Origin of the sequence: Ovoidimarina sediminis, assembly GCF_032586175.1 — a bacterium.
GTDB classification, from domain to species: Bacteria; Pseudomonadota; Alphaproteobacteria; order Rhodobacterales; family Rhodobacteraceae; genus Ovoidimarina; species Ovoidimarina sediminis.
In genome coordinates this window covers 94,478-119,204 of the sequence record NZ_JAWHTE010000003.1, presented here as the reverse complement: position 1 = coordinate 119,204, position 24,727 = coordinate 94,478, and the positions used below count along the sequence as shown (strand labels likewise).

Sequence of the window (24,727 nt, the reverse complement as noted above, 5' to 3'; positions counted from 1 at the left end):
TCGCCGTTCAGGGTCAGAACATAGGCGCGGGCCTCGCCGGTTGCCAGACCCGGGTGCCGCGCGCTATGGGCCGGGCCATGCCGCGCTATGCACTGAAGATCGAATATGTGGGCACGCCCTTCGCCGGATGGCAGCGCCAGACGGGGCCCGAGACCGTGCAGGGCGTGCTTGAAGCCGCGCTGGCGCGGCTGGAGCCCGATGTGCCCTCGGTCGCCGCCGCCGGGCGGACGGATGCGGGTGTTCATGCCTGGGGGCAGGTGGCGCAATGCGATCTTTCCCGGGAGTGGGAGCCGTTCCGCCTGTCGGAGGCGCTGAACTATCATCTGAAGCCGCATCCCGTCGCCGTGACGGCGGCGGCGCGGGTGGAGGGTGACTGGCACGCGCGGTTTTCAGCGGTGGGGCGGGCCTATGTCTACCGGATCGTGGCGCGCCGGGCGCCGCTCACCCATGACCGGGGGCTGGCCTGGCGGGTGCCGCAGCCGCTCGACGTCGCGGCGATGCGGGAAGCGGCGGGGCATCTCGTCGGGCGGCACGATTTCACCACCTTCCGGTCGGTGGAATGCCAGGCCGACAGCCCGGTGAAGACGCTCGACCGCCTCGATATCAGCGAAGTCGAGGGGCGCGGGGGCCCCGAATATCGCTTCGACGTCGCGGCGCGGAGCTTCCTGCACAACCAGGTCAGGAGCTTCGTGGGCACGCTGGAGCGGGTGGGAGCCGGGAAATGGCCGCCCGACCGCGTGAAAGGGGCGCTCGAAGCGCGGGATCGGGCGGCCTGCGGGCCGGTGGCGCCGCCAGATGGGCTTTATCTGGCGCATGTGAGCTATCCGGACGATCCGTTCCGAACGAGCAGGCCGGGTGCGGGGTGACGGGGCCCGATCGCGGGGGCTTCCAGCCCCCTGGCCCCCCGGGAGTATTTTCGCCAAAATGAACCAGGCGCACTTCATTTTGGCGAAAATACTCCGGGGTGTGGGGCGGAGCCCCACATCGGTCGGCGCGCCGGAGGCGCGGCGAAACGCGTGCCCGAATGGCCTGATCTTCCCCGAATCGCCCCGTCCGTCACGGTTTTGCCCGGTTTCGGGGGGGCTTGTGTGATCCAGATCGCGTAACTTCCGCAAAACTCCCCGATGACCCCGCCCGCGCGCCACTTTCGCGCCCCGATCCGGGGCTTTATTGGCATCATCGAAATGGAGGGTCCGATGGACTGGTTGTTTGCCGTATCGTTCGACACTGTTGTGATGAGTGCCATCACCTGTCTCATGCTGCGCGAGGTGATGATCCTCGCCCTTCCCGATGAGATCGCAGGACCCGGCGGCTGGCTTATCGATAGCGATCCCGAGTAACGCCCTGCCCCTTTCCCTTGTCCCGAGGGAAAGGGGCGGCGCGCGTCACTCGTCCGGCACCGCGAAGGTGAGATTGGCCCACAGGCTTTCCCACACCGCGCCGGTTTTCTCCGACACTTCTTCCCCCGGTTCCCGAAGCTTCACCGCGTCCAGCATGTAGCGGTGGCCCGGCCTGACCGGCACGATCGCCTGCCCGCCGGCATCGGTGCGCACCGTGCTGATCGCCACGCTGTCATCGGCGGCCTTTTCGAACACCTCGATCTGTGCATCGGCCCAGGGCGCGCCCTGGTAGTAGAGCGTCACCGGCAACCCGCCCGACAGATCGTCGGTATAGGGATTGAGCCCCGCGACAAGCTCTGTCTCAAGCCCCACGGCGCGGTCACTTCCCTGCCCGTCGCCCACCGCGACGAGGGATTTGGCGTAGCGCGAATAGACCTCCTTGAAATCGGTCTCGGGCAGGCCGCGGGCGGCATGGGCGTCGAGCACCCAGGCGGCATCCTTGTGGCGCACGAAGGCGTCGAACTTGTCGAATTCCCGGTAGGTCAGATCGTAGTCGCGGGTTTCGTGCACGAGGATCGCAAGGCCTTCGGGCGCGGTCTGCGCCAGCGCCGGAAGATCGCCGATGCGCATCTCCACCGGGGCCGTGGCCTCGCCCGAGAGGATTTCGAACCGGCGGAAGTTCTTCGGAAAGAAGCTGTAGGCGGTGCCGTCAAAGGCCTGGCCCACGCGGATATTGGCCACGATCTCTTCGCCCTGGGGCACGGCGGTGTCGACCGGATCGATCCAAAACTCGTGGCCGAGCGCGGGGACTGTGCTAAGTGCGACCACGATGAGAGGTGCAAGGGATTTCAGGGTCATGGGCGGACAGGCTCGAACAACTGCGGATGGGTTCAGGGTGATGTGCGGGGGCCTGATGTCAACCCTTGTGCTGATCACGGTTTTGCTGGTCTCCGGCGTCACGGGCGCGCGGGCCCACGAGGTGCAGCCCGCCGTGGCCGATTTCGTGATCGGGGAAGAGCGGCTTGATCTGACCATCCGCATGACGCTGGAGGCGCCCCTGGCCGGGGTCGATCTGGCCGGGCTTGCGGACACGAACGAGGCCGCGAATTCGGATCTTTACGACGAAAAGCGCCGGATGTCGCCCGAGGAGATCGCGGCGGAGCTCAACCGCTCCTGGCCCGCGATCGCGGCGCGGATCACGCTGATGGCGGGCGAAACCCGGCTGGCGCCCGAGCTTCTGGGCGCCGATGTGCCGCCCGTGGGCAACCCGGAGGTGGCGCGGTTCTCGGTTGTGCGGATCGCCGCCGATCTGCCGCCGGGGGAGGAGCCGCTGGTGATCGGCTGGGACGGCTCCCTTGGCGGGCTGATCCTGCGCCAGCAGGGGATCGACGACGGCTATACCGCCTATCTGCAGGATGGCGATCTGTCCGATCCGATCCCGCGCAGCGGCGGGTCGGGGCAGACGGCGTGGAACACCGCGCTCGATTACGTGCTGTCGGGCTACGATCACATCATCCCGAAGGGGCTTGACCATATCCTTTTCGTGCTGGGGCTGTTCTTCTTCGCGCTCGCCTGGCGGCCGCTTCTCTGGCAGGTGTCGGCGTTCACGCTCGCGCATACGGTGACCCTGGCGCTGGCGACACTGGGGATCATCCAGATCCCGGCCGAATGGATGTGGCTGGTCGAGGCCTTCATCGCGCTGTCGATCTCGTGGGTGGCGATCGAAAACCTGTTCCGCCCCGCGCTGGGCTGGTTCCGGCCGGCGATCGTGTTCGGGTTCGGGCTGTTGCACGGGCTGGGCTTTGCAAGCGTGCTGGGTGATGTGGGCCTGCCGCAGGGGCAGTTCGTGGTGGCGCTGATCGCGTTCAACGTGGGGGTGGAGCTGGGGCAGCTTTCGGTGATCCTGGCGGCGTTCCTGGTGATCCTCGCGGCTGGCTGGGCGGCCTCGGTGGCGCGGCTCGACGACGAGGAGCTTGTCGTCGTGGACACGCCGGTGATGTACCGGGCGGTGGCCCTGACGGGATCGATCCTGATCGCGATCGTGGGGCTTTACTGGTTCTTCGAGCGGATCGGGGTGCTGAACCTCTGAGGTTTTCCCCGGCACGGAATCAAGGCCCGCAGGGCCGCCGTGCCAGCGCATGCCCGCCCCACGGGCAGGCGCTATTTGCGCGGTGGCCTCACCGCTTCAGCGCTATGCGGGATTGCGGGATAAAGCGCGCCGCTCACCTGTTGGAAGCGCCTTCCCACGGGCATGCGCCGGCACGGCTCAGCGCCAAATGATCAGGTGATCACATCCGGCGCGTCCCGCCCCGTGGCCGCCCTGATCCCGGCCAGCGTTTCGGCGGCGTCGATCATGCCCGCAAGCGCCTCCTGCGGGTCGCGGCCAAGCGCGCCCGCGTCGGTTTCCACGTCTTCGAGATAGACCCGAAGCGTCGCGCCCACCGTGCCCGTGCCCGACAGCCGGAACACGACGCGTCCGCCGCCCTCAAACCCGATCCGCACGCCCTGGTGCTCTGACCGGGAGCCGTCGACCGGATCGTCATAGGCGAATTCCTCGGCCATCTCGATCTTGCGGCCCGCGACGGTTTCGCCCTCAAGCCCCGGCAGGCGGGCGATCAGCCCCTCCATCATCGCGTTCGCCGCATCGGCATCGACGCCCTCGAAATCGTGGCGCGAGTAATAGTTGCGCCCGTATTCCGCCCAGTGACCCTTCAGGATATCGGCCACGCTTTCGCCCCGGACGGCGAGGATGTTGAGCCAGAGAAGCACGGCCCAGAGCCCGTCTTTCTCGCGCACGTGATCCGATCCGGTGCCCGCGCTTTCCTCGCCGCAAAGCGTGATCTTCCCGGCATCGAGAAGGTTGCCGAAGAACTTCCACCCCGTGGGCGTTTCGTAGCAGGACAGCCCCTTCGCCTCCGCCACCCGGTCGAGCGCGCGGGAGGTGGGCATCGAGCGCGCGACGCCCGCAAGCCCGCCCGCGTAGCCCGGCGCGAGATGGGCGTTGGCGGCCAGCACCGCGAGGCTGTCCGACGGCGTCACGTAGATCCCGCGCCCGAGGATCATGTTGCGGTCGCCGTCGCCATCGGAGGCGGCGGCGAAATCGGGCGCATCGGGGCCCATGACGAGATCGACCAGCGGCTTGGCCCAGATCGGGTTCGGATCGGGGTGGCCGCCGCCGAAATCGGGCGAGGGCACGGCATTGCGCACCGCGTCGCCGCCCGCGCCGAGGCGCTTGATCAGGATCTCGGCCGCATAGGGCCCGGTGACGGCATGCATGGCATCGAAGACCACGCGGAAGCCGCCCTTCAGGTGGTCGCGGATCCGGTCGAAATCGAACAGCGTCTCCATCAGTGCGGCGTAATCGGTGACGGGATCGACCACCTCGATCTCCATCGAACCCAAGGCCGTGGTGCCGGGGCGCGTCAGGTCGATGTCCTGGCTTTCCAGGATGTCGTAGGAGGTGACGGTCTTCGTGGCCTCGAAGATGCGGTTCGTCACCTCTTCCGGCGCCGGGCCGCCGTTCGGCGTGTTGAACTTCACGCCGAAATCCTCTTCCGGGCCGCCGGGGTTGTGGCTGGCCGACATGATGATGCCGCCATCGGTGCCCCGGCTGCGAATGAGGTTCGAGGCCGCGGGGGTCGAAAGAATCGCGTTCTGCCCCACGATCACCTTCGCCGCGCCCGAGGCCGCGGCCATGCGCAGGATCACCTGCGCGGCACGGTCGTTGAAATAGCGCCCGTCGCCGCCCAGAACGAGGGTCTTGCCCCGAACGCCGCCCGCGCCCGCCCAGATCGCCTGCACGAAATTCTCAAGGTAATGCGGGCCCATGAAGACGCGGGTCTTCTTGCGCAGGCCCGAGGTGCCGGGCTTCTGTCCCTCGATCGGCTGGGTCTCTACGGTCATCGGGGTCATGGGGCGTTCCTTCGCTTCGGGTCAGGTCGCGGGTTCAAGGACGAAAACGGCAAGGCTGTCGGCGGCGATGGGGGCCGGTCCGGCCTCGGCCCGCGCGGGGGCGGCATCGGGCGCGGCGGTGTCGACATGTTTCGACCAGCGCTGGCCCGGCGGCGGTTCGGGCAACTGGCACGACAGCGCCTCGCCCGCGTTGAATACCAGGAAGATCGCATATTCGAGGGCGGCGTAGTGGGGCGTGCCCGAGGCCGTCCGGATTTCGACGCAGATCGTCCTCAGATCGGGGTCCAGCCAGTCCTCCTGCCCCATCGCCGCGCCGTCGGTGCGGCGCCAGAAGATATCTTCGAACCCGTCGATGGCGCGTTCGCGGGAATGGAGGAACATGGCCTGCCGCACGATCGGGTGGGCGCGGCGGAACGCGATCATCCGGCGGACGAAGCGGTGAAAGACGGGATCGCGATCGGTCCAGTCGATCCAGCCCGTTTCGTTGTCCTGATTGTAGGCGTTGTTGTTGCCGCCCTGGCTGTTGCCCAGTTCGTCGCCGCCGAGGATCATCGGCGTGCCCTGGGACAGAAGGAGCGTCGCGATCATGTTGCGCTTGCGGCGGGCGCGGTCGGCGCGGATCCCGGCCTTGTCGGTCGGCCCTTCGACGCCGAGGTTGTCGGAATAGTTTTCGCCGTGCCCGTCCTTGCCGCCCTCGCCGTTCGCGGCGTTGTGGCGGTGGCGGTAACTCACCACATCCTCGAGCGTGAAGCCGTCATGCGCGGTCAGGAAATTGACCGACGAGGTGGCCCGCCGCCCGGAATGATCGAACAGATCCGCCGAGCCCGAGACCCGGGTTGCAAGATCGGGCGCGCGGCCCGGATCGCCGCGCCAGAACCGGCGCACCCCGTCGCGGAACTTGTCGTTCCAGCTGAGAAAGGGGGCGGAGAAGTTGCCAAGCTGATAGCCGCCGGGCCCGATATCCCACGGCTCCATGATGAGTTTCAGCTGCGACAGCACCGGATCCTGCCGCATCGCCTGCAGAAGCGGGGCGTTCCGGTCGAAGCCGTGTTCGGTGCGCGCCAGCGAGGCGCCCAGATCGAAGCGGAACCCGTCGACGCCCATGCTGGTCGCCCAGTAGCGCAGGCTGTCCATCACGAGGCGAAGCACCATGGGGTGATCGGTCGCCAGCGTGTTGCCCGTGCCGGTATCGTTCACGAAATAGCGGGCGTCGGGCATCAGCCGGTAATAGCTTGCATTGTCGAGCCCGCGGAACGACAGGGTGGGGCCCAGATGCCCGCCCTCGCCGGTGTGGTTGTAGACGACATCGAGGATCACCTCGATCCCCGCGCCGTGGAACCGGTCGACCATGCGGCGGAAGGCGAAGATATCCTCGCCGCCCAGATAGCGCGGATCGGGGGCGAAATAGCCGATCGGCTGATAGCCCCAGTAATTCACCAGCCCCTTTTCGACGAGGAAGTGATCGTCGAGGAAGAACTGGCAGGGCAGGAATTCGATCGCCGTGATGCCAAGCCGGGTGAGGTGATCGAGGATCGGGTCGGAGGCCGCGGCGGCGAAGGTGCCGCCCGCGCCCGCGAGCGCCGGGTGCGCGGCGGTGAGGCCCTTCACATGCGCCTCGTAGATCACGGTGTCCGACAGCCGCGTCGCCGGGCGGCGGGGATCGTGCGGCCAGGCCTCGGGCGCCACGACCGCACGCGGCATGAACGGCGCGCTGTCGCGCGGGTCGAAGCTCAGATCCTCGGCAGGGGCCTTGCGGGTATAGCCGTAAAGCGCCCCGTCCCAGACCGGCGCGCCGGTGACCTGGCGGGCATAGGGATCGAGCAAGAGCTTGTTGGGGTTGAAGCGGTGGCCCTCGTCCGGGGCGTAGGGCCCGTAGGCACGGAAGCCGTAGGCCTGCCCCACCGTCAGCCCCGCGACATGGCCGTGCCAGATGTCGCCCTCGCGTTCGGGCAGGTCGATCCGGGTTTCGCGCCCGTCCTCGTCGAAGAGGCAAAGCACCATGCGCGTCGCGTTGGCCGAGAAGACGGCGAAGTTGACGCCCGCCTCGTCGGGCGTCGCGCCAAGCGGGGCCGCGCGGCCGGCTGATACCGAAATTCGATGCTGCATCACCTGCGTGCCACGCTGTCATAAAGCGCCGCGTAGGCGGGGGCCGAACTTTGCCAGCCGACCTGCTGGCGCATGCCGTTTTTCTGAAGATCCGCCCAGGCGCCCGGTGTCTTGTAAAGCGCGACTGCGTCGATCAGCGCGCCTGCGAGCGCATGGGCGGTGGCGGGGTGAAACTGGATGCCGGTCGCCACGCCCGCGCGCATCGCCATGGGGCTTGCCGGGATCACCGTGTCAATGAGCCCGCCGGTATAGGCCACGATCGGCACCGCGCCGTAGCGCAGGCCATAAAGCTGGGTAAGCCCGCAGGGCTCGAACCGCGACGGCACGAGGATCGCATCCGCCCCCGCGATCATCCGGTGCGACAGCGCCTCGTCATAGCCGATATGAACGGCGACGTTCGGATGCTCGGCGGCGGCGCGGTAGCGCGCCTCGAGCGTCTTGTCGCCCGAGCCCAGAAGCGCAAGCTGCCCGCCCCGGTCGACAAGCGCGGGAAGCGCGTCAAGGAGGATATCGAGCCCCTTCTGATCGGAAAGCCGCGAGACGACGACGCATAAGGGGCCGTCGGCCTCGGGCAGCCCGAACTCCTCGCGGAGCGCGGCGCGGGCACGCTTCTTGCCGCCGGGGCTTTTGTAATTCTCGATCGCCGGGTCGGTCGCGGGGTTCCACGTCTCGGTGTCGATGCCGTTCAGGATGCCCGACAGATCGTCGGCCCGCGCGCGCAGAAGCCCGTCCATCCCGGCGCCGAATTCGGGCGTCAGAAGCTCGCGCGCATAGGACGGGCTGACGGTGGTGATCTTGTCCGACCAGACGAGCCCGGCTTTCAGGGCACTGATCTGGCTCCAGAATTCATAGCCGTCGGGGCCGAAGCCCCGGGCCGGCAGGCGCAGGGCGGCCCGCGCGCTGGCCGGGGCAAGCCCGTGGAAGGCCATGTTGTGGATCGTCAGCACCGTGCCGGGCCGGGCCGTGCCCATCTCCGACAGGTAGAGTGCCGCGAAGCCCGCCTGCCAGTCATGGGCGTGGAGCACTTCGGGTGTCCATTTGCCAAGCCCTTCGGCCCCGATCCGCGCGGCGACCCACGACAGGGCCGCGAAGCGGGCGGGGTTGTCTGGCCAGTCGGCGCCGGAGGCATCGGAATAGGGCCCGCCGTCGCGGTCATAAAGATGCGGGGCATCGAGGATGTAGAGCCTGAGCCCCTCATGCCGGACGGAGCGGACGGAGGCGGGGCCCCCGAAAAGATCGTCCTCGGTCATCACGACGCGGCCCTTGCCCGTCGCCTCCAGCACCTTCGGATAGCCCGGCAGCAGCGTCCTGAGATCCCAGCCCTCTTCGGCCAGCGCCATGGGCAGCGCGCCCGCGACATCGGCCAGCCCGCCGGTCTTCACCAGCGGGGCGCATTCGGAAGTGACGGAGAGCGCAGGTCGCATGGATGACGTCTATTCGATGATCGCGGTCAAGAGAAGCGGGGTTCGCGCGGGGCCGCGGGGGCCCCAGCGCCTCACATCGCCGCTTCGCGCCGGTCGAGCATCGGCTGGGTGATCAGCGTCACGCCCCCATCGGTCACGCGGAACCACTTTTCATCCTCGGCGCGGTCTTCGCCCACGACAAGGCCCTCGGGGATCCTCACGCCCCTGTCCACGACGCAATTCGTCAGCCGCGCGTGGCGGGCGATGTTCACGTATGGCAGGATCACCACGTGATCGAGCACCGAGTAGGAATTGGTGTGCACCATGGTGAAAAGCAGCGAATTGCGGATCTCGGTGCCCGAGATGATGCAGCCGCCCGAGACGAGGGAGGACACCGCGCTGCCGCGCCGATCTTTCTGGTCGTGGATGAACTTCGCGGGCGGCACGCTTTCGGAATGCGTCCAGATCGGCCAGTTCATATCCCACAGATCAAGCTCGGGGTCGAAATTGGTGAGGTCGATATTGGCCTTCCAGAAGGCATCGACCGTGCCCACGTCGCGCCAGTAGGCGGGCGCGTCGGCGCTGTGTTTCACGCAGCTGTCGCTGAAGCGGTGGGCCACCGCCTTGCCGTTGGCGACGATGTAGGGGATCAGGTCGCCCCCGAAATCGTGGGTCGAAGCTTCGTCCTCCGCGTCGCGCAGAAGCAGTTCGCGCAGGTAGGACCACTTGAAGACATAGATCCCCATCGAGGCCAGAGTGCGGGTGTCGTCGCCCGGCATGCCCGGCGGATCGGCGGGCTTTTCGAGGAAGGACTTGATCGTCAGATTGTCATCCACATCCATCACGCCGAAGGCCGAGGCCTCTTCGCGCGGGACCGTGAGGCAGCCCACCGTCACGTCGGCGCCGGTTTCGACATGCTGTTCCAGCATGATCTCGTAATCCATCTTGTAGATGTGATCGCCGGCGAGGATCAGGATGTAATCGACGTCATAGCTGTCGACGATATCGATGTTCTGGCGCACCGCGTCGGCGGTGCCCTCGTACCATGTCTTGTCGTCCATCCGCTGCGAGGCGGGCAGGATATCGAGGAATTCGTTCCGTTCCGCGCGGAAGAAGTTCCACCCGCGCTGGCAGTGCCGGATCAGCGAATGCGCCTTGTATTGCGTGGCGATCGCCATTTTCCGGATCCCGGAATTCAGCGCGTTCGACAGCGCGAAATCGATGATCCGCGTCTTGCCGCCGAAATAGACCGCGGGCTTCACGCGCCGGTCGGTGAGTTCCTTCAGGCGCGAGCCGCGGCCCCCCGCCAGGACGAACGCCATGGTGCGCTGCGAAATACGTCGTGAACTGTGCTGCATCCGGTCCTCCCCGACCTCGTCTTATCCCTTGTAGCGTAGGATGATCGTGCCCAGCGGGGGAAGCGTAACCTCCGCGCTGGCGGGCTGGCCGTGCCAGCCCTCATCCCCGGCGGTAACGCCGCCCATGTTGCCCCGGTTCCCGCCGCCGTAGATCCCGGCATCGGTGTTGACCGCCTCTTCCCAGGCCCCGGCCAATGGCAGGCCGACGCGGTAGCCCGTGCGTTCGACCGGCGTGAAGTTCGAGATCACGACGGCGGGCGCGTCGCCCTCGTCGCCCCAGCGGATCCAGGAGAAGGTGGAATGTTGGGCATCCGCCCCGTCGATCCACTGGAACCCTTCGGGCATGGCGTCTTTCACGTGCAGCGCCGGCGTTTCGCGGTAGACGCGGTTCAGATCGCCGATCAGGCGGCGCACCCCGTCATGGAGCGGCCGGCCCGCGGCATCCCAGTCAAGCTGGCCCGCGTGGCTCCATTCCGTGCCCTGGGCGAATTCCTGTCCCATGAACAGAAGCTTCTTGCCCGGATGGCCCCACATGAAGCCGTAATAGGCGCGCAGGTTGGCAAATTTTTCCCACTCGTTCCCCGGCATCTTGGCGAGCATCGAGCCTTTGCCATGCACCACCTCGTCATGGCTGATCGGCAGGATGAAATTCTCCGAAAATGCGTAATGCAGGCCGAAGGTCATCTGGTTGTGGTGGTATTTGCGGTAGACCGGATCCTTCTCGATGTAAGACAGCGTGTCGTTCATCCAGCCCATGTTCCACTTGAACCCGAAGCCAAGCCCGCCCGCGTCGACGGGTTTCGAGACGCCGGGAAAGGCCGTCGATTCCTCTGCCACCGTCATGATTCCGCCAACCTCTCCGTAGGTGGTGGTGTTCATACGCTGAAGCATGGCGATCGCTTCGTAATTCTCGCGTCCGCCATCCTTGTTCGGCACCCATTCGCCGGCTTTCCGCGAATAATCGCGGTAGAGCATCGAGGCCACCGCATCCACGCGCAGCCCGTCGATATGGTATTCCTCAAGCCAGTAAAGCGCGTTCGAGACGAGGAAATTCGCCACCTCGGTGCGCCCGTAATTGTAGATCAGCGTGTTCCAGTCCTGGTGGAAGCCCTCGCGCGGGTCGGCATGTTCGTAAAGTGCCGTGCCGTCGAACCGGCCAAGCCCGTGGGGATCGGTGGGGAAATGCCCCGGCACCCAGTCGAGCAGAACGCCCAGCCCCTTCCGGTGCGCGGCATCGACCAGATCGCGAAACTCGTGCGGCGGGCCGAACCGGATCGTGGGCGCGAAAAGGCCCACAGGCTGATAGCCCCAGGAGCCGTCGAAGGGATATTCGCTGATCGGCAGAAGCTCGATATGGGTGAAGCCGAGGTCCGAGACGTACGTGACGAGTTCTTCGGCGGCTTCCTTGTAGGACAGGGGTCGCCCGCCCTCGTCCCAGCGGCGGCGCCAGGAGCCGAGATGCACCTCGTAGATCGAGATCGGGGCCTCGCGGCTGTTCCGGGGGCCGCGCGCCTTCATCCAGCCCGCGTCTTTCCAGCCATAGCCGCGGATATCGCGCACGACGCTGGCGTTGTCGGGCGCGTGTTCCGAGCCGAAGCCAACCGGATCGGCCTTCAGGGGCTGGATCGTACCGTCGGCGGCGACGATTTCGTACTTGTAGGGCACGCCTTCGCCGATGCCGGGCAGGAAGATCTCCCACACCCCCGTGCCGCCCCGGCGGCGCATCTGGTGGCGGCGGCCATCCCAGAAGTTGAAGGCGCCCACGACCGAGACGCGCGCGGCATTGGGCGCCCAGACCGCGAAATGGGTGCCGCTGGCGCCTTCGTGTTCCATCACATGGGCACCGAGGGTGTTCCAGATCCTCAGATGCGTGCCTTCGCCGAGGAGGTGTTCGTCAAGCTCGCCAAGGACCGGGCCGAAGCGGTAGGGATCCTCGATTTCCCATGTGGCGCCGTCATGGCCGGTGGCGGTGAGGGTGTAGCCCGTGGGCGCCGGAATCGGGCCCGCGAAGGCCCCCGGGGCGTCGGGCACGGGGGCGAGGGGGCAGGTCTCGCCCTTCGCCTCTGCCGTGACGCTTGCCGCGCCGGGATCGAAGACGGTGAGCGTGCATTGCCCGCCGATCTCGTGGGGGCCCATGATGCCGAAGGGATCGTCGGAGCGTCCTTCGACGAAGGCCATAAGCTTTCTGTGGCCCTCGCTCTGGACCGGGTGAATGTCCGTACTGTCGCGCATGGTGTTAAGCCTGAAGTGTCTGTCGGAAAGGTCAAGGGGGGTGGGTTGAACTTATGTATCGGCCGGGGTGGGGCTTTTGTTTCCGGGGCAGGGCGGTGCATAACGCTTTTCGACCCCGCGACCGAGAGGAAAGACCATGGCCGCCCATCCCCCCGTCTGCGATTTCGGCTGGCCCGCGCCGGATTTCACGCTGCCCGCAACCGATGGCCGCAGCTATTCTTTCGCCGATATCGCCGGGCCGAACGGCACGCTGATCATGTTCATCTGCAACCACTGCCCCTATGTGCTGGCGGTGATCGACCGGATCGTGCGCGATGCGCGCGATCTGGCCGAGCTGGGGGTGGGCGTGGCCGCGATCTGTTCGAACGATGCCGTGGCATATCCCGCCGACAGCTTTGAAAACATGGGGAAAATGGCCGATAAGATGGGCTTTCCCTTCCCCTATCTGAATGATGCCGATCAGGCGGTGGCGCGGGCTTATGACGCGGCCTGCACGCCGGATTTCTTCGGGTTCAATGCCGAGGGCGGGCTGCAGTACCGGGGCCGGCTCGACGCCTCGCGGCGGGAGGCGGCGGCGGGGGACGCGCGGCGCGATCTTTACGAGGCGATGCGCCAGATCGCGGAAACCGGCCGCGGCCCGGCGGAGCAGATCCCGTCGATGGGATGTTCGATCAAGTGGAAGGCGGCGTGATGCGGGTGGTGTTCGATCTTGACGGTACGCTGATCGATTCCGCGCCCGATCTGGCGCGGGTGGCGAACGAGCTTCTGGCCGAATACGACCGCGCGCCCCTGTCGGAGGCGCGGGTGCGGGGGTTCATCGGGGAAGGCGTGCCGAAGCTTGTAACCCGGGTGGCGGAGGCGGCGGATCTGCCGCTGACCGAAGCGGTCATCGAGCGTTACCGCGTGCTCTACCGCGCGGATCCTCTCGTGTTAACAAGGCCTTATCCGGGGGTGGCGGGCGCGTTGGAGGCGCTGGCGGAACGCGGTGCGACGATGGCGATCTGCACCAACAAACCCGAGGCGCCGACGCGGGATATCCTCGACCGGCTGGGCTGGGCGGGGTTCTTCGATACTGTGGTGGGGGGCGATACCCTGGCCGTCAGGAAGCCCGACCCCGAACCCCTGCGGCAGGCGATCAACGGGGCGGCGCGGGAGAGCGTGCATTTCGTGGGCGACAGCGAGGTGGACGGGGCGACGGGCGCGGCGGCGGGGGTGCGGTTTCTGCTTTACACCGAAGGCTATCGGAAGGGGCCGGTGGAGGCGATCCCGCATGATGTGCGGTTCTCGGATTTCGGGGTTCTGGGGGATCTTCTGGGGTAGGAACACACGGTGGGTTAACCGGTTGCGGGGCCGGAAACGGCGGTGTGCACCCGGCGTACACCGGGCGTACACAGCGCGTACACAGAAAATCCGCGAAATGGCGATCGGGCGGTTTCTGAACCGGGCGTACGGTCCGGAACTGATAGCGAGTCGCTACTACCGGGCGAGATGATAGCGAGTCGCTATTACTTTCGCCGGCCCGGAATCGAAGCCCGAAGGGCCGCCGGGCCAGCGCATGCCCGTTCGGGCGGGCAGGCGCTTTTGCGCGGTGGTTTTGCCGCTTTAGGTGGCGCGGGGTTGAGAGATAAACTGTGCCGTCCGGAGGTCGCGAGCACCTGCCCACGGGCATGCCCTGGCCCGGCTATGCGCGAGGGAGCGGCGGGGCGGTTTCCGGCCCGGGACAAGGGGCGTGAGCCCCGCCGGGCCAGCGCATGCCCGTTCGGGCGGGCAGGCGCTTTTGCTTGGGGGTCTCTCTGCTCTGGGTCTTTCGGGATTGCGGGATAAACTGCGCCGTTCGGAGGGTGGGCGCGCCTGCCCACGGGCATGCCCTGGCCCGGCTATGCGCGCGGGAGCGGCGGGGCGGTGTCCGGCCCGGGACGAGGCCCGTGAGGGCCGCCGGGCCAGCGGTTCCGAGGGTCCCGCGAAAGGTCCGGTGGACCTTTCGCCCGAGGGACGCCGCCCCCTCGGGCGGACGCTATTGCAACGGTGGCGTCCTGCGTGCCGTCGTTCGGTTTTGAGAGATAAAGTGCTCCGTCGTGATCTTGGCGCGTCCCCCCGGCGGTCGGACGCTGACCCGGCTCAGCGCGAGGGGGGCTGCAGCGCGGGCAGGCGCTCTTGCGCGGGGATTTCTCTGCTCTGGGTCCTCCGGGGTTTCGGGATAAAGCGCGCCGCTCGGAGGTGGAAGGCGCCTGCCCACAGGCCTGCGCCGGCCCGGCTCAGCGCGCGGGATCCGGCGCGCCCTGCCAGGTGACCACCCAATCGGCCGCGCGCCGCTCGGTCACCACGGTGCGGGCGTTGGGCAGGTCGTTGCCTTCGAGCTTCGCCGCGATATCGCCGGGCGTCATGCTGTAGCCTTCCCAGCGCGCCCTCAGGCGGCGTTCGAGTTCCTCGAGCGGCACGTCGAGATAGGCCGTCCGGTCATAGAGCGGCAGAAGATCCGTCCAGGGCGCGCGGTCGAGGAGGAGGTAGTTGCCCTCGGCCACGATCAGGCGCACCGAGGCGGGGATGATGCGGGCGGCCGCGCGCGCGACCTCGAGATCGCGGTCGAAGACCGGCACCGCCACCTCGGGCTCATCATTCGCCCGAAGCCGCGCCAGCATCACGCGAAACCCGCCCACGTCGAAGGTGTGCGGCGCGCCCTTCACCGCCCGGTGCCCGCGCGGGTCCAGCACCCGGTCGTCGAAGTGATAGCCGTCCATCGGCAGGATCGCGGCAAGGCCCGGATCGAGCCGTTCGACAAGGTGTTCGGCCAGCGTCGACTTGCCCGATCCCGGCGCGCCCGCGATCGCGAGCACGCGGCGCTCCCCGTCGGGGATGCGCCGGGCCCAGTCGCGGACGGCGGCGAAAAACGCGTCTCCGTCCATACGGTCTTCTCGGTCAGCCGGAATAGGCGACGGTCCTTTGTTCCTGTTCCCCGAGGTTCTCGATCCCCAGCCGCACCGTCTGGCCCGGCTTGAGGTAGACCGGCGGCTTCTGCCCCAGCCCCACGCCCGGCGGCGTGCCGGTCGAGATCACATCGCCCGGTTGCAGGGACATGTATTGGGACAGGTAGCTCACCAGATGAGGGACCCCGAAGATCATCGTTTCGGTCGAGCCATTCTGGTAGCGGTGGCCGTCGACCTCAAGCCACATCTTGAGGTTCTGGGGGCAGGTTATTTCGTCACGGGTGACGAGCCAGGGGCCGATCGGGCCGAAGGTGTCGGCGGATTTGCCCTTGGTCCACTGCCCGCCATGTTCGATCTGGAAGGCCCGTTCGGAGATGTCGTTGACGACGCAGAACCCCGCGACGTGGTTCATCGCGTCGGCTTCGGAGACATAGCGCGCCTCGTCGCCGATGATGACGCCCAGCTCGACCTCCCAGTCGGTCTTTTCCGAGCCCTTGGGGATGATCGTGTCGTCATAGGGCCCGCAGATCGCGGAGGTGGACTTGGCGAAGATGATCGGCTGGTCGGGCGGCTCGGCCCCGGTTTCGGCGGCGTGATCGGAGAAGTTCAGCCCGATGCAGATGAACTTGCCCACGCGGCCCACGCAGGGGCCGATGCGGGGCGTGCCCTCGACCGCGGGCAGGCTGGCGGGATCGACCCCGGCAATGCGGGCGAGACCGGCAGAGGTGATCACATCGCCCGCGATATCGTCGACGACGCCCGAAAGATCGCGGATCGTGCCCGCGCTGTCGAGGAGGCCCGGCTTTTCCTGGCCCGGGGGGCCGTATCGCAGTAGTTTCATGTCACTCGTTCCCTATGTGTTGGACCACCCGCCGTCGATGGCGATGGCCTGTCCGGTAATGAAGCTCGACCGTGGCCCGGCGAGGAACACGGCGAGGTCGGCAATTTCCTCGGGCGCGCCGATGCGGCCCATGGGCTGGCGGGCAACGAAGGCGGCGCGGGCCGTTTCGTAATCGCCCTGGGCGCGCATGCGGCCCTGAAGAGAGGGGCTTTCCACCGTGCCCGGGCAGATCGCGTTGGCGCGGATGCCCTGCGTCACGTAATCCGCCGCGATGGATTTCGTCATGCCGATGAGGGCGGCCTTGGTGGCGCTGTAGACGAAGCGGTTGGGCGCGGCGATGATCGAGGAGGCGACGGAGGCCACGGTGATGATCGAGCCGCCGCCGTTTTCGAGCATCGCGGGCAGGAGCGCGCGGGTCACCCGGTAGGTGCCCTTAACGTTGAGGCCCATGGAGAAATCGAAATCCTCTTCGTCGCAGTCGAGGATCGTGCCGTGATGGACGAAGCCCGCGCAGTTGAAGAGGATGTCGACCGCGCCCACGCTTTCGGCGAGCGCCGCGACCGCCGCCCCGTCGGTGACGTCGAGGCGGTGGGTTTCGATGCCCTCCCCGGCGAGGGGGGCGAGGGCGTCTTCGCTGATGTCGGTTGCGATGACGCGGGCGCCTTCGGCCCTGAGCGCGCGCGCCGTGGCCAGCCCGATCCCGGCCCCCGAGGCCGTGCAGAACGCTGTCAGTCCGTCAAGCTGCATCTTGTTCCCTACATCACAGCGCCGATCTGCCAGGGCACGAATTCGGCCCCGCCAAAACCCAGCTCTTCACTTTTTGTCCGTGTGCCACTGGCGACGCGGATCAGAAGCTCGAAAATCTCGAGCCCCTTTTCCTCGACGCTCACCCCTTCGGATACGATGTCTCCGCAGTTGATGTCCATATCATCGGACATCCTGGTAAACATTTCGGTGTTGGTGGCGAGCTTCAGCCCCGGGGTCGGCTTGAAGCCCGAAACGGAGCCGCGCCCGGTGGTGAAGGCGATGAGGGTGGAGCCGCTGGCGATCTGCCCGGTGACGGAGCAGGGATCGTAGCCCGGGCTGTCCATGAAGTGGAAGCCGGGTTTGGTGACCGGTTCGCCGAATTGCAGGACGTCGGTCAGGGGCGCCGTGCCGCCCTTGGCGACCGCGCCCAGGGATTTTTCGAGGATCGTGGTGAGGCCGCCGCGCTTGTTGCCGGGCGAGGGGTTGTTGTCCATCTCGCCGCCGTTCCGGCGTGTGTAATCCTCCCACCAGCGGATGCGTTCGATCAGGCGTTCGCCCACCTCGGGGCTGACCGCGCGGCGGGTGAGGAGGTGTTCGGCGCCGTAGATCTCGGGCGTTTCGGCCAGGATCGAGGTGCCGCCGTGGCGCACCAGAAGATCGGAGGCCGCGCCGAGGGCGGGGTTCGCCGTGATGCCCGAATAGCCGTCGGAGCCGCCGCATTGCAGGCCGAGGACCAGTTCGCTGACGGGGGCGGGGGCGCGAGTGGCCGCGTTGGCGCGGTCCGCGAGCGCCGTCACGATCTCGAGCCCCTTGTCGATCGTCGCGCGGGTGCCGCCCGTCTGCTGGATCGTCATGTAGCGGAAGTTGCCGTCTTCGCGCATCCGCGCCTTGCCGATCAGATCGGGGATCTGCATCACCTCGCAGCCGAGGCCTATGAGGAGGATGCCGCCGAAATTCGGGTGCCCGGCATAGCCCGCGAGGGTGCGGAAAAGCGCGGTGTAGCCTTCGTTGGCGTTCGACATGCCGCAGCCGGTGCCGTGGACGAGGGGCACGACGCCGTCGACATTGGGGAAGGCGTCGAGGAGCCCCGATTTCTCGACCGCCTCGGCGATGAAGCGGGCGACGGAGCCCGAGCAGTTCACCGAGGTGAGGATGCCGATGTAGTTGCGGGTGCCGACGCGGCCGTCGGCGCGGTGGTAGCCCTGGAAGGTGCGGGGTTCGTCCACCGCCGGCAGGGGCCGGCATTCGGAGCCGTGGGCGTAATCCTGCGCGTGATCCCCCATGCCGAGGTTGTGGGAATGGACATGGGCGCCGGCCGCGATGGCCTCGGTCGCGACGCCGATGATCTGGCCGTAGCGGAGCACGCTGGCGCCCGGGGCGATGTCGCGCAGCGCGATCTTGTGGCCGCGGTTCACCGGGCCGGACAGCGTGACGCCATCGGCGACCTTGGTGCCTTCGGGAAGATCCTGAAGTGCGATGACGACATCGTCGTCAGGGTGCAGTCGGATCGTGCGGGACGTCTCGTGTGACACGCGCCTGTCCTTTCTTGAGTGCCCGTTTTCTTGACAGGGCAACCGGCATGGCTAGCATTCTAACATGTTACAGAACCCGTCAGACCAAGCGCAAGGGCCGGAACTGCCGCTCAGGCCCCTGTCGGAGTTCGACGGCTCGCTGTCGCAGCGCACCTATCTGGCGCTGCGCGAGGCGATCATGGCGCTGGCGATCCCGCCCGGCGCGATCCTGAGAAAGCCCGAGATCTGCGAGGCGCTGGGCGTGTCGCGCTCGCCCGTCTCGGAGGCGATGGCGCGGCTGGCGGGCGAGGGGCTTGTCGATATCGTGCCGCAGGCGGGATCCTTCGTGTCGCGGTTTTCGATGGCGGAGTTGCGCGAGGGCGCGTTCCTGCGCGAGGCGATCGAGCTTCACGCGGTGGCCCACGTGGCCGGGACGATCACCGACGAGACGCTGACGATCCTGCGGCGGAACATCCGCATCCAGGAGGCGCTGGTGGAAGACGCTGATTTCGCTGGGTTTTATGCGCAGGATGCGGCGCTGCACGCCGTGATCCTGGATGCCACCGGGTTTCGCCGGATCGCGCAGGTGGCCGAGACCGCCTGGGTGCAGGTGAACCGCGCGCGCCAGCTTGTGCTGCCGGTGCCGGGGCGGGTGGCCGAGACGCTGGAGGAGCACCGCGCGATCCTGGCCGCGCTGGAGGCGCGGGATGCGGAGGCCGCGCGGGCGGCGATGGGGCACCACCTGCGGCAGCTGATGACCTTCCTTCAGCCCCTCGAACGCGCGCATCCCGAGTATTTCACGTCAAGCTGAGGAGACGCCTTTGGCCCATCGCCCGAACCGCGCCCGCTACGCGGCCCGCCTGAACGCCTTCAAGCGCGCGAGCGATGCCGCGAAGCCGACGATTGCCGACATGATCGGGGCGGCGGGGCGCGTGGGCGGGCTGGATGCCGCCGACCTGAATTATCCCGATCATTTCGAGGGGCATGGGGCGGCAGAGATCGGCCGGATGCTGGGCGATGCGGGGATGGCGCTGAACGGCCTTGCGATGCGCTATTACACCGATCCCGGGTTCGCCATCGGGGCCTTCACCAATCCCGACCCCGCGGTACGGCAGGCCGCTTTGGACGTGACGCGCGCCGGGCTGGATGCGGTGGCAGAGATGGGCGGAACCCTCATGACGCTCTGGATGGGGCAGGACGGGGTGGATTACGCCTTTCAGGGCGATTACGGGCGGATGTGGGACGATACGATCGCGGCGCTTCAGGCGGTGGCCGATCACAACCCCGATCTGAGCATCGCGCTGGAATACAAGCCCAACGAACCCCGCGCCTTCGCGCTGATGCCCGATGTGGGCCACACGCTTCTGGCCGTGAAGGAGGCGGGGCGGGGGAATATCGGCGTGACGCTTGATTTCGCCCATGTGCTTTATGCCGACGAGATGCCGGCCCATGCGGCGCATCTGGTGGCGCGGCATTCCAGGCTTCTGGGGGTGCATCTGAACGACGGCTACGGCAAGCGCGACGACGGGCTGATGGTGGGGACGGTGCACGCGATCCAGACCGTGGAGCTGTTCGTGGAGCTGGAGCGGATCGGGTATGACGGGGTGATCTATTTCGACACCTTCCCCGATCATGGCGGGCTTGACCCGGTGGAGGAGGCGCGGACGAACATCCGGCTGACCGAGCGGTTGCGCAGCGTGGCGGCGGGGCTGGCCGGGGACGCGGATCTGACGGCCGCGATCGCGCGGCAGGATGCGGCGCTGAGCCAGCGGATCGTGGCCGCCGCGCTTTACGGCGCATGAGCGTTCTGGTTCTGGGCGCGCTGCACCTCGACGTGGTGGTGGATGCGCCGCGCCTGCCCCGGGTGGGCGAGACGCTGATGGGCAGCGCCGTGGATTACCGCTTTGGCGGGAAGGGCGGGAACCAGGCGGTGGCGGCGGCGCGGATGGGCGCGCGGGTGCACATGGCCGGCCGCGTGGGGCGCGACCGGTTCGGGGCGGAGGTGGAGGCGGCGCTGGACCGTGCCGGGGTGGAGCGGAGCCGGGTTCTGCGGGTCGATGCGCCGACGGGGATGAGCGTGGCGATTACCGAGGCGGCGGGGGAGTATGGGGCGGTCGTGGTGTCGGGCGCCAATCTGGAGAATGACGGGGTGGTGGAGGTGCCGGCGGGCGTGCGGGTCTGCGTGATGCAGAACGAGATCCCAGCGGCGGCGAATGCGGCGCTGGCGGCGGCGCTGCCTTCGGGGGTGACGCTTGTTCATAACGCGGCGCCGGCGCGGGCGGGGGCGGGGCTTTCGCCCGGTATCCTTGTGGTCAACGAGATCGAGGCTTCGGACATGACCGGGCTCGCCGATCCAGAGGCGGCGGCGCGCGCCCTGCGCGAGGGGGCCGGGGCGGTGATCGTGACGCTGGGGGCGCGGGGGCTGATCCTCTGCGACGACGCGGTGGAGGCGATGCCGGCGGCGGCGGCGAGGGTCGTGTCGGCGCACGGGGCGGGGGATATGTTCGTGGGGGCCTTGGCGGCGGAGATCGCCCGGGGGGCGGCATTGCGCGCGGCCGCGCGGTTCGCACAGAGGGCGGCGGGGGTGTTCGTGGGGCTGGAGATCGCGGCGCGGGAGGGGATGGGACGGGAGAGGGTGGCCGGGCCCTAGCCGCTGTGCGCCCGGGCGCGAATAGCGGCGAAGCCGCCGCGCGATCCCTTGCCCGGCAGGCGAATTCCTCGGGGACAGGCAGGAGCGCCCGGCGGGGCTGCGCCTTTGGGGGGCGGGCACGGTGACGCGGCTCCCTTGCGCGAATAGCGGCGCAGCCGCCGCGCAATCGCCAGACCGTCCCCCGGGCTGGCGATAGGGTGAGGCTGGGGGCTTCGTTTCCGGGGTGTGCGGGCTTGTGGGATAAAGCGCGTCGTGGCGCCGTCAGGGTCGCCAGCCCACGGTCTGGCGATCGCGCGGCTTCCTCCCTCAGATCCCCAGCCGGTCCCGGAGCGAGAACCATGTCATCGCGAGCGTGAGAAGCGGCGCGCGGAAGGCGGCGCCGCCGGGGAAGGGCTGCGAGGGCACCGTGCTCAGAAGGTCGAAGCGTTCGGCGTGGCCCGCGATGGCCTCGGCCATCACCGTGCCCGCGAAGCCCGAGAGCGCGACGCCCTGGCCCGAGAAGCCGCTGGCGTTCAGCACGTTCTTGCCGACCCGCGCCACGAGCGGCATGCGGTTCATCGTGATCCCCAGCGTGCCGCCCCAGACATGGGTGAACTTCACGCCCTCGAGCTGCGGGAACAGCGCCAGCATCCGGCGGTAGAGGGCGCTTTGGATATCCTCGGGGAAGCCCAGTGAATAGGCCTCGCGCCCGCCGAAGAGAAAGCGGTTGTCCTCGCTCATGCGGTAGTAGTTGACGACGAATTTGCTGTCGCCAACCGCCACGTCCTCGCCCAGCACCGCGCGCGGGTCGTCGAGGGGTTCGGTGGCCGCGATGAAGCTGTTGATCGGCATCACGCGGGCCGCGACATGGGGCACGAGATCGGTCATGTAGCCGTTGCCGGCCATGATCACGTGATCGGCCGTCACGGTGCCTTTCGGCGTGGTCAGGCGGCAGGGCGCGCCATCCTCGAGCCGGGTGACTTCCGTCAGTTCGCAGATCCGCCCGCCCGCGGCCTCGACCGCGCGGGCAAGGCCCAGGACGTAGCGGAGCGGGTGGATGTGGCCGCCGCCCCTGTCCATGATCCCGCCGACATAGCCTTTCGTCTTCACCACCGCGCGCATGGCGTCGGTGTCGAGCATGGTGGCGTCGGTGTAGCCGTACCTGTCGGCGATGAATTCGACCTCCTCGGCAAGCTCGGCGGTTTCCGCGTCGCTTGACGCGGCGGCGACGAGGCCGGGGGTGTAGCGCGCGTCGGGCGCGTGTTCGGCGCTCAGCCGGCGGACCTGGTCCTTGGCCGCTTCCGACATGTCCCACATGGCGCGGGCGGCGTTGCCGCCCAGCTTCGCCTCGACCCATTTGGGCGACTGGCGGAAGCCAGTCCAGACCTGCCCGCCGTTCCGCCCCGAGGCGCCGAAGCCCGCGCGGTGCGCGTCGAGCACGATGACGGAAAAGCCGCGCTTCTGAAGCTCGAGCGCCGCCGAGAGCCCGGTGAAGCCCGCGCCCACCACAGCGACATCGGCGCGCGCGTCGCCGTCGAGCGCGGGGCGCGCGGGCGGGATCTCGGCCGAGGCGGCGTACCAGCTTTCGGGGAAGACCCCCGTCTTGTCGTTCCGGTAGAGAATGCTCATCACACGTTCAGGAGAAGATGCTCCCGCTCCCAGGGGCTGATGACCTGCAGGAATTCGTCGTATTCGGTCTGCTTGACGATCTCGTAGACCTGGCAGAACCGCTCTCCCAGCACCTCGCGGATCGCCTTGGCATCGGCCAGCAGATCGAGCGCCTCGTGCATCGAAACGGGAAGCGTGCTGTCGCTGTCGTCCTCGGCATAGGCGTCGCCCTTGAAGGAGGGGCCCGCCCATTCCTCGTTTTTCAGCCCCAGATAGCCGCAGGCCAGCGAGGCCGCGATGCCGAGATAGGGATTGCAATCCATCCCTGCGAGGCGGTTTTCCACCCGCCGGCTTTCGGGTTCGGAGACGGGGATGCGCAAGCCCGTGGTGCGGTTGTCGCGCCCCCAGGCGAGGTTGATCGGGGCCGCGTGATCCTTCACGTAGCGGCGGTAGCTGTTCACATAGGGCGCCATGATCGCGATCACTTCGGGCAGGTGCTTCTGCAGCCCGCCGATGAAGTTGAAGAACGCATCCGTCTCGCCGCCCTGGGGCCCCGAGAACAGGTTGCGCCCGGTCGCGACATCCGAAATCGAGTGGTGGATGTGCATGGCAGAGCCCGGTTCGCCCGCGATCGGTTTCGCCATGAAGGTGGCGAAGCAATCGTGCCGGAGCGCCGCCTCGCGAATGAGCCGCTTGAAATAGAAGATCTCGTCGGCGAGCTTCACTGGGTCGCCGTGGCGGAGGTTGATTTCAAGCTGGCCCGCCCCGCCTTCCTGGGTGATGCCGTCGATTTCGAACCCCTGCTGTTCGGCGAATTCATAAATGTCGTCGATCACGGGGCCGTATTCGTCCACCGCGCTCATCGAATAGGCCTGGCGTGCCGCCGCGGGGCGGCCGGTGCGGCCCATCATCGCCTCGATCGGCTGGCGCGGGTCTGTGTTGCGGCCGACAAGGTAGAATTCCATCTCGGGCGCCACGATCGGCTCCCACCCTTCCTTGCGGTAAAGCTCGCAGACCCGTTTCAGCACGTTCCGGGGCGCCATCGGCACCGGCTTGCCCTTCTGGTCGAAGGCATCGTGGATCACCTGCACGGTCTTGTCGGTGGCCCAGGGCGCGGCCGTGGCCGTATCGAAATCGGGCTTCAGGATCATGTCGGGTTCGGTGAAGCCCTCGTCGCCCGCGGCCTCGCCCCAGTCGCCGGTGATCGTCTGGTAGAAGATCGAGTTCGGCAGGAAGAAGCGCGACTGGCGGGCGAATTTCGTGGCTGGCGTCGCCTTGCCGCGGGCGATGCCGGGCAGGTCGGAGATGATGCATTCGACCTCGTCGAGGCGGCCGCCGTCGAGATAGTCGCGCACGGCCTCGGGGCATTTTTCAAGCCACGCGGTCATGGGAAGCTCCTTGATTGAAGAACGCGGCGATCCGGCGCGCGAGTTCCGTGTCGTGGTTGGGGTCGTCGATCGTGGTGAGCGCTTCCTCGATCAGCGGCGCGGGCACGACGCCCGGGGCGCGGGTTTCGAGAAGCTTGCGGGTTTCCGACGGCCCGAATTCGGGATGGGCCTGCACCGTCAGCACGGTGTCGCCATAGCCCACCGCGGCGAAGGAACAGAAAGGCGAGGAGGACAGCACGCGCGCCCCTTCGGGCAGCTTCGTGACCTGATCCTGGTGCCAGGCGTTCAGCACGATCTCCTCGCCCTCCCACTCATAGACATGGCGGCCCACCGCCCAGCCGCCGGTGAATTTCTCGACCGTGCCGCCGAGGGCCCTGGCGATGATCTGGTGGCCGAAGCAGATGCCGACGAGCGGCACGCGGGCCGCGACGATTTCGCGGATGAGCGCTTCGAGGGGCGGGATCCAGTCGTGATCCTCGTAGGCGCCGTGGCGCGAGCCGCTGATCAGCCAGCCCGCATGGGCGCGGGGCCCCTCGGGAAAGACGCCGTCGACCACCGGGTAGGCGGTCATCGTGATGCCGTGGGGGTTCAGGAGCCGGCCGTAAAGCTCGGGGTAATCTCCAAGCTCGGCCTGAAAATCCTCCGGCAAATGGCCGGTCTGGAGTAATCCGATGTGCATGACGCACCTGTTATAACATGTATGCCCTCACCTCTAGGCGGGCCCGGCG

The 24,727-nt window shown here is 67.7% G+C and carries 21 protein-coding genes; 8 read left to right on the top strand and 13 right to left on the bottom strand.

From position 1 onward, the window contains the following. Nucleotides 1–77 precede the first annotated feature (77 nt). A complete protein-coding gene (gene truA / locus RXV90_RS05110) occupies nucleotides 78–866 on the top strand; it encodes a tRNA pseudouridine(38-40) synthase TruA (protein WP_316647598.1) in 789 nt (262 codons plus the stop codon). Nucleotides 867–1,196: 330 nt separating this feature from the next. Then, a complete protein-coding gene (locus RXV90_RS05105; RefSeq protein WP_316647318.1) occupies nucleotides 1,197–1,340 on the top strand; it encodes a hypothetical protein in 144 nt (47 codons plus the stop codon). A gap of 45 nt (nucleotides 1,341–1,385) precedes the next feature. On the opposite strand, the gene RXV90_RS05100 is transcribed toward RXV90_RS05105, so the two are convergent. After that, complete coding sequence (locus tag RXV90_RS05100) at nucleotides 1,386–2,198, bottom strand: DUF4198 domain-containing protein (protein WP_316647317.1); 813 nt, start codon at nucleotides 2,196–2,198, stop codon at nucleotides 1,386–1,388. A gap of 55 nt (nucleotides 2,199–2,253) precedes the next feature. Between RXV90_RS05100 and RXV90_RS05095 the strand changes: the two genes are divergently transcribed. Then, the gene (locus tag RXV90_RS05095; RefSeq protein ID WP_316647315.1) at nucleotides 2,254–3,429 is read left to right on the top strand and encodes a HupE/UreJ family protein; all 1,176 of its coding nucleotides are present in this window, start codon (nucleotides 2,254–2,256) and stop codon (nucleotides 3,427–3,429) included. Between the two features lie 191 nt (nucleotides 3,430–3,620). On the opposite strand, the gene RXV90_RS05090 is transcribed toward RXV90_RS05095, so the two are convergent. From RXV90_RS05090 to glgB, 5 genes are all read right to left on the bottom strand, one after another. Next, a complete protein-coding gene (locus tag RXV90_RS05090; RefSeq protein WP_316647314.1) occupies nucleotides 3,621–5,252 on the bottom strand; it encodes an alpha-D-glucose phosphate-specific phosphoglucomutase in 1,632 nt (543 codons plus the stop codon). 21 nt (nucleotides 5,253–5,273) lie between these two features. Continuing rightward, nucleotides 5,274–7,358 carry a glycogen debranching protein GlgX gene (glgX, locus tag RXV90_RS05085; RefSeq protein WP_316647313.1) on the bottom strand — a complete coding sequence of 695 codons (2,085 nt, stop codon included), beginning with the start codon at nucleotides 7,356–7,358 and terminating at the stop codon, nucleotides 5,274–5,276. Beyond that, a complete protein-coding gene (gene glgA / locus RXV90_RS05080) occupies nucleotides 7,358–8,782 on the bottom strand; it encodes a glycogen synthase GlgA (RefSeq protein ID WP_316647312.1) in 1,425 nt (474 codons plus the stop codon). The genes glgX and glgA overlap by 1 nt, the downstream gene beginning before the upstream one ends. Nucleotides 8,783–8,853: 71 nt before the next feature. Continuing rightward, on the bottom strand, nucleotides 8,854–10,119 hold the full coding sequence (glgC, locus tag RXV90_RS05075) for a glucose-1-phosphate adenylyltransferase (RefSeq protein WP_316647311.1): 1,266 nt from the start codon (nucleotides 10,117–10,119) through the stop codon (nucleotides 8,854–8,856). Between the two features lie 21 nt (nucleotides 10,120–10,140). Then, nucleotides 10,141–12,351 carry a 1,4-alpha-glucan branching protein GlgB gene (gene glgB, locus RXV90_RS05070; protein ID WP_410482346.1) on the bottom strand — a complete coding sequence of 737 codons (2,211 nt, stop codon included), beginning with the start codon at nucleotides 12,349–12,351 and terminating at the stop codon, nucleotides 10,141–10,143. 136 nt (nucleotides 12,352–12,487) lie between these two features. Here glgB and RXV90_RS05065 point away from each other — a divergent pair, with 136 nt between their 5' ends. Next, nucleotides 12,488–13,042, top strand: a complete 555-nt coding sequence (locus RXV90_RS05065) for a thioredoxin family protein (RefSeq protein ID WP_316647309.1) — start codon at nucleotides 12,488–12,490, stop codon at nucleotides 13,040–13,042. Further along, nucleotides 13,015–13,671 carry a phosphoglycolate phosphatase gene (gph, locus tag RXV90_RS05060; protein WP_316647306.1) on the top strand — a complete coding sequence of 219 codons (657 nt, stop codon included), beginning with the start codon at nucleotides 13,015–13,017 and terminating at the stop codon, nucleotides 13,669–13,671. The genes RXV90_RS05065 and gph overlap by 28 nt, the downstream gene beginning before the upstream one ends. Before the next feature lie 935 nt (nucleotides 13,672–14,606). Here gph and RXV90_RS05055 read toward each other — a convergent pair. The 4 genes from RXV90_RS05055 to RXV90_RS05040 are packed head-to-tail and all read right to left on the bottom strand — an operon-like array spanning nucleotide 14,607 to nucleotide 18,395. Continuing rightward, complete coding sequence (locus tag RXV90_RS05055) at nucleotides 14,607–15,254, bottom strand: nucleoside/nucleotide kinase family protein (protein ID WP_316647304.1); 648 nt, start codon at nucleotides 15,252–15,254, stop codon at nucleotides 14,607–14,609. A gap of 13 nt (nucleotides 15,255–15,267) precedes the next feature. Then, complete coding sequence (locus RXV90_RS05050; RefSeq protein WP_316647303.1) at nucleotides 15,268–16,116, bottom strand: fumarylacetoacetate hydrolase family protein; 849 nt, start codon at nucleotides 16,114–16,116, stop codon at nucleotides 15,268–15,270. Between the two features lie 12 nt (nucleotides 16,117–16,128). Next, the gene (locus tag RXV90_RS05045) at nucleotides 16,129–16,863 is read right to left on the bottom strand and encodes an SDR family oxidoreductase (RefSeq protein ID WP_316647302.1); all 735 of its coding nucleotides are present in this window, start codon (nucleotides 16,861–16,863) and stop codon (nucleotides 16,129–16,131) included. Between the two features lie 8 nt (nucleotides 16,864–16,871). Further along, complete coding sequence (locus RXV90_RS05040; RefSeq protein ID WP_316647301.1) at nucleotides 16,872–18,395, bottom strand: UxaA family hydrolase; 1,524 nt, start codon at nucleotides 18,393–18,395, stop codon at nucleotides 16,872–16,874. A 64-nt stretch (nucleotides 18,396–18,459) separates the two neighbouring features. Between RXV90_RS05040 and RXV90_RS05035 the strand changes: the two genes are divergently transcribed. The 3 genes from RXV90_RS05035 to RXV90_RS05025 are packed head-to-tail and all read left to right on the top strand — an operon-like array spanning nucleotide 18,460 to nucleotide 21,024. Continuing rightward, nucleotides 18,460–19,185, top strand: coding sequence for a GntR family transcriptional regulator (locus RXV90_RS05035; RefSeq protein ID WP_316647300.1), 726 nt, complete (start codon nucleotides 18,460–18,462; stop codon nucleotides 19,183–19,185). A gap of 10 nt (nucleotides 19,186–19,195) precedes the next feature. Then, complete coding sequence (locus RXV90_RS05030; RefSeq protein ID WP_316647299.1) at nucleotides 19,196–20,176, top strand: TIM barrel protein; 981 nt, start codon at nucleotides 19,196–19,198, stop codon at nucleotides 20,174–20,176. After that, nucleotides 20,173–21,024, top strand: a complete 852-nt coding sequence (locus RXV90_RS05025) for a PfkB family carbohydrate kinase (RefSeq protein WP_316647298.1) — start codon at nucleotides 20,173–20,175, stop codon at nucleotides 21,022–21,024. Before RXV90_RS05030 ends, RXV90_RS05025 begins: the two co-directional genes overlap by 4 nt. 306 nt (nucleotides 21,025–21,330) lie before the next feature. On the opposite strand, the gene RXV90_RS05020 is transcribed toward RXV90_RS05025, so the two are convergent. The 3 genes from RXV90_RS05020 to RXV90_RS05010 are packed head-to-tail and all read right to left on the bottom strand — an operon-like array spanning nucleotide 21,331 to nucleotide 24,678. Next, complete coding sequence (locus tag RXV90_RS05020) at nucleotides 21,331–22,632, bottom strand: NAD(P)/FAD-dependent oxidoreductase (protein ID WP_316647297.1); 1,302 nt, start codon at nucleotides 22,630–22,632, stop codon at nucleotides 21,331–21,333. After that, a complete protein-coding gene (locus RXV90_RS05015; protein ID WP_316647296.1) occupies nucleotides 22,632–23,999 on the bottom strand; it encodes a glutamine synthetase family protein in 1,368 nt (455 codons plus the stop codon). The genes RXV90_RS05020 and RXV90_RS05015 overlap by 1 nt, the downstream gene beginning before the upstream one ends. Next, nucleotides 23,983–24,678: a type 1 glutamine amidotransferase gene (locus tag RXV90_RS05010; protein ID WP_316647295.1), complete on the bottom strand. Its 696-nt coding sequence runs from the start codon at nucleotides 24,676–24,678 to the stop codon at nucleotides 23,983–23,985. Before RXV90_RS05010 ends, RXV90_RS05015 begins: the two co-directional genes overlap by 17 nt. Between the last annotated feature and the right edge of the window lie 49 nt (nucleotides 24,679–24,727).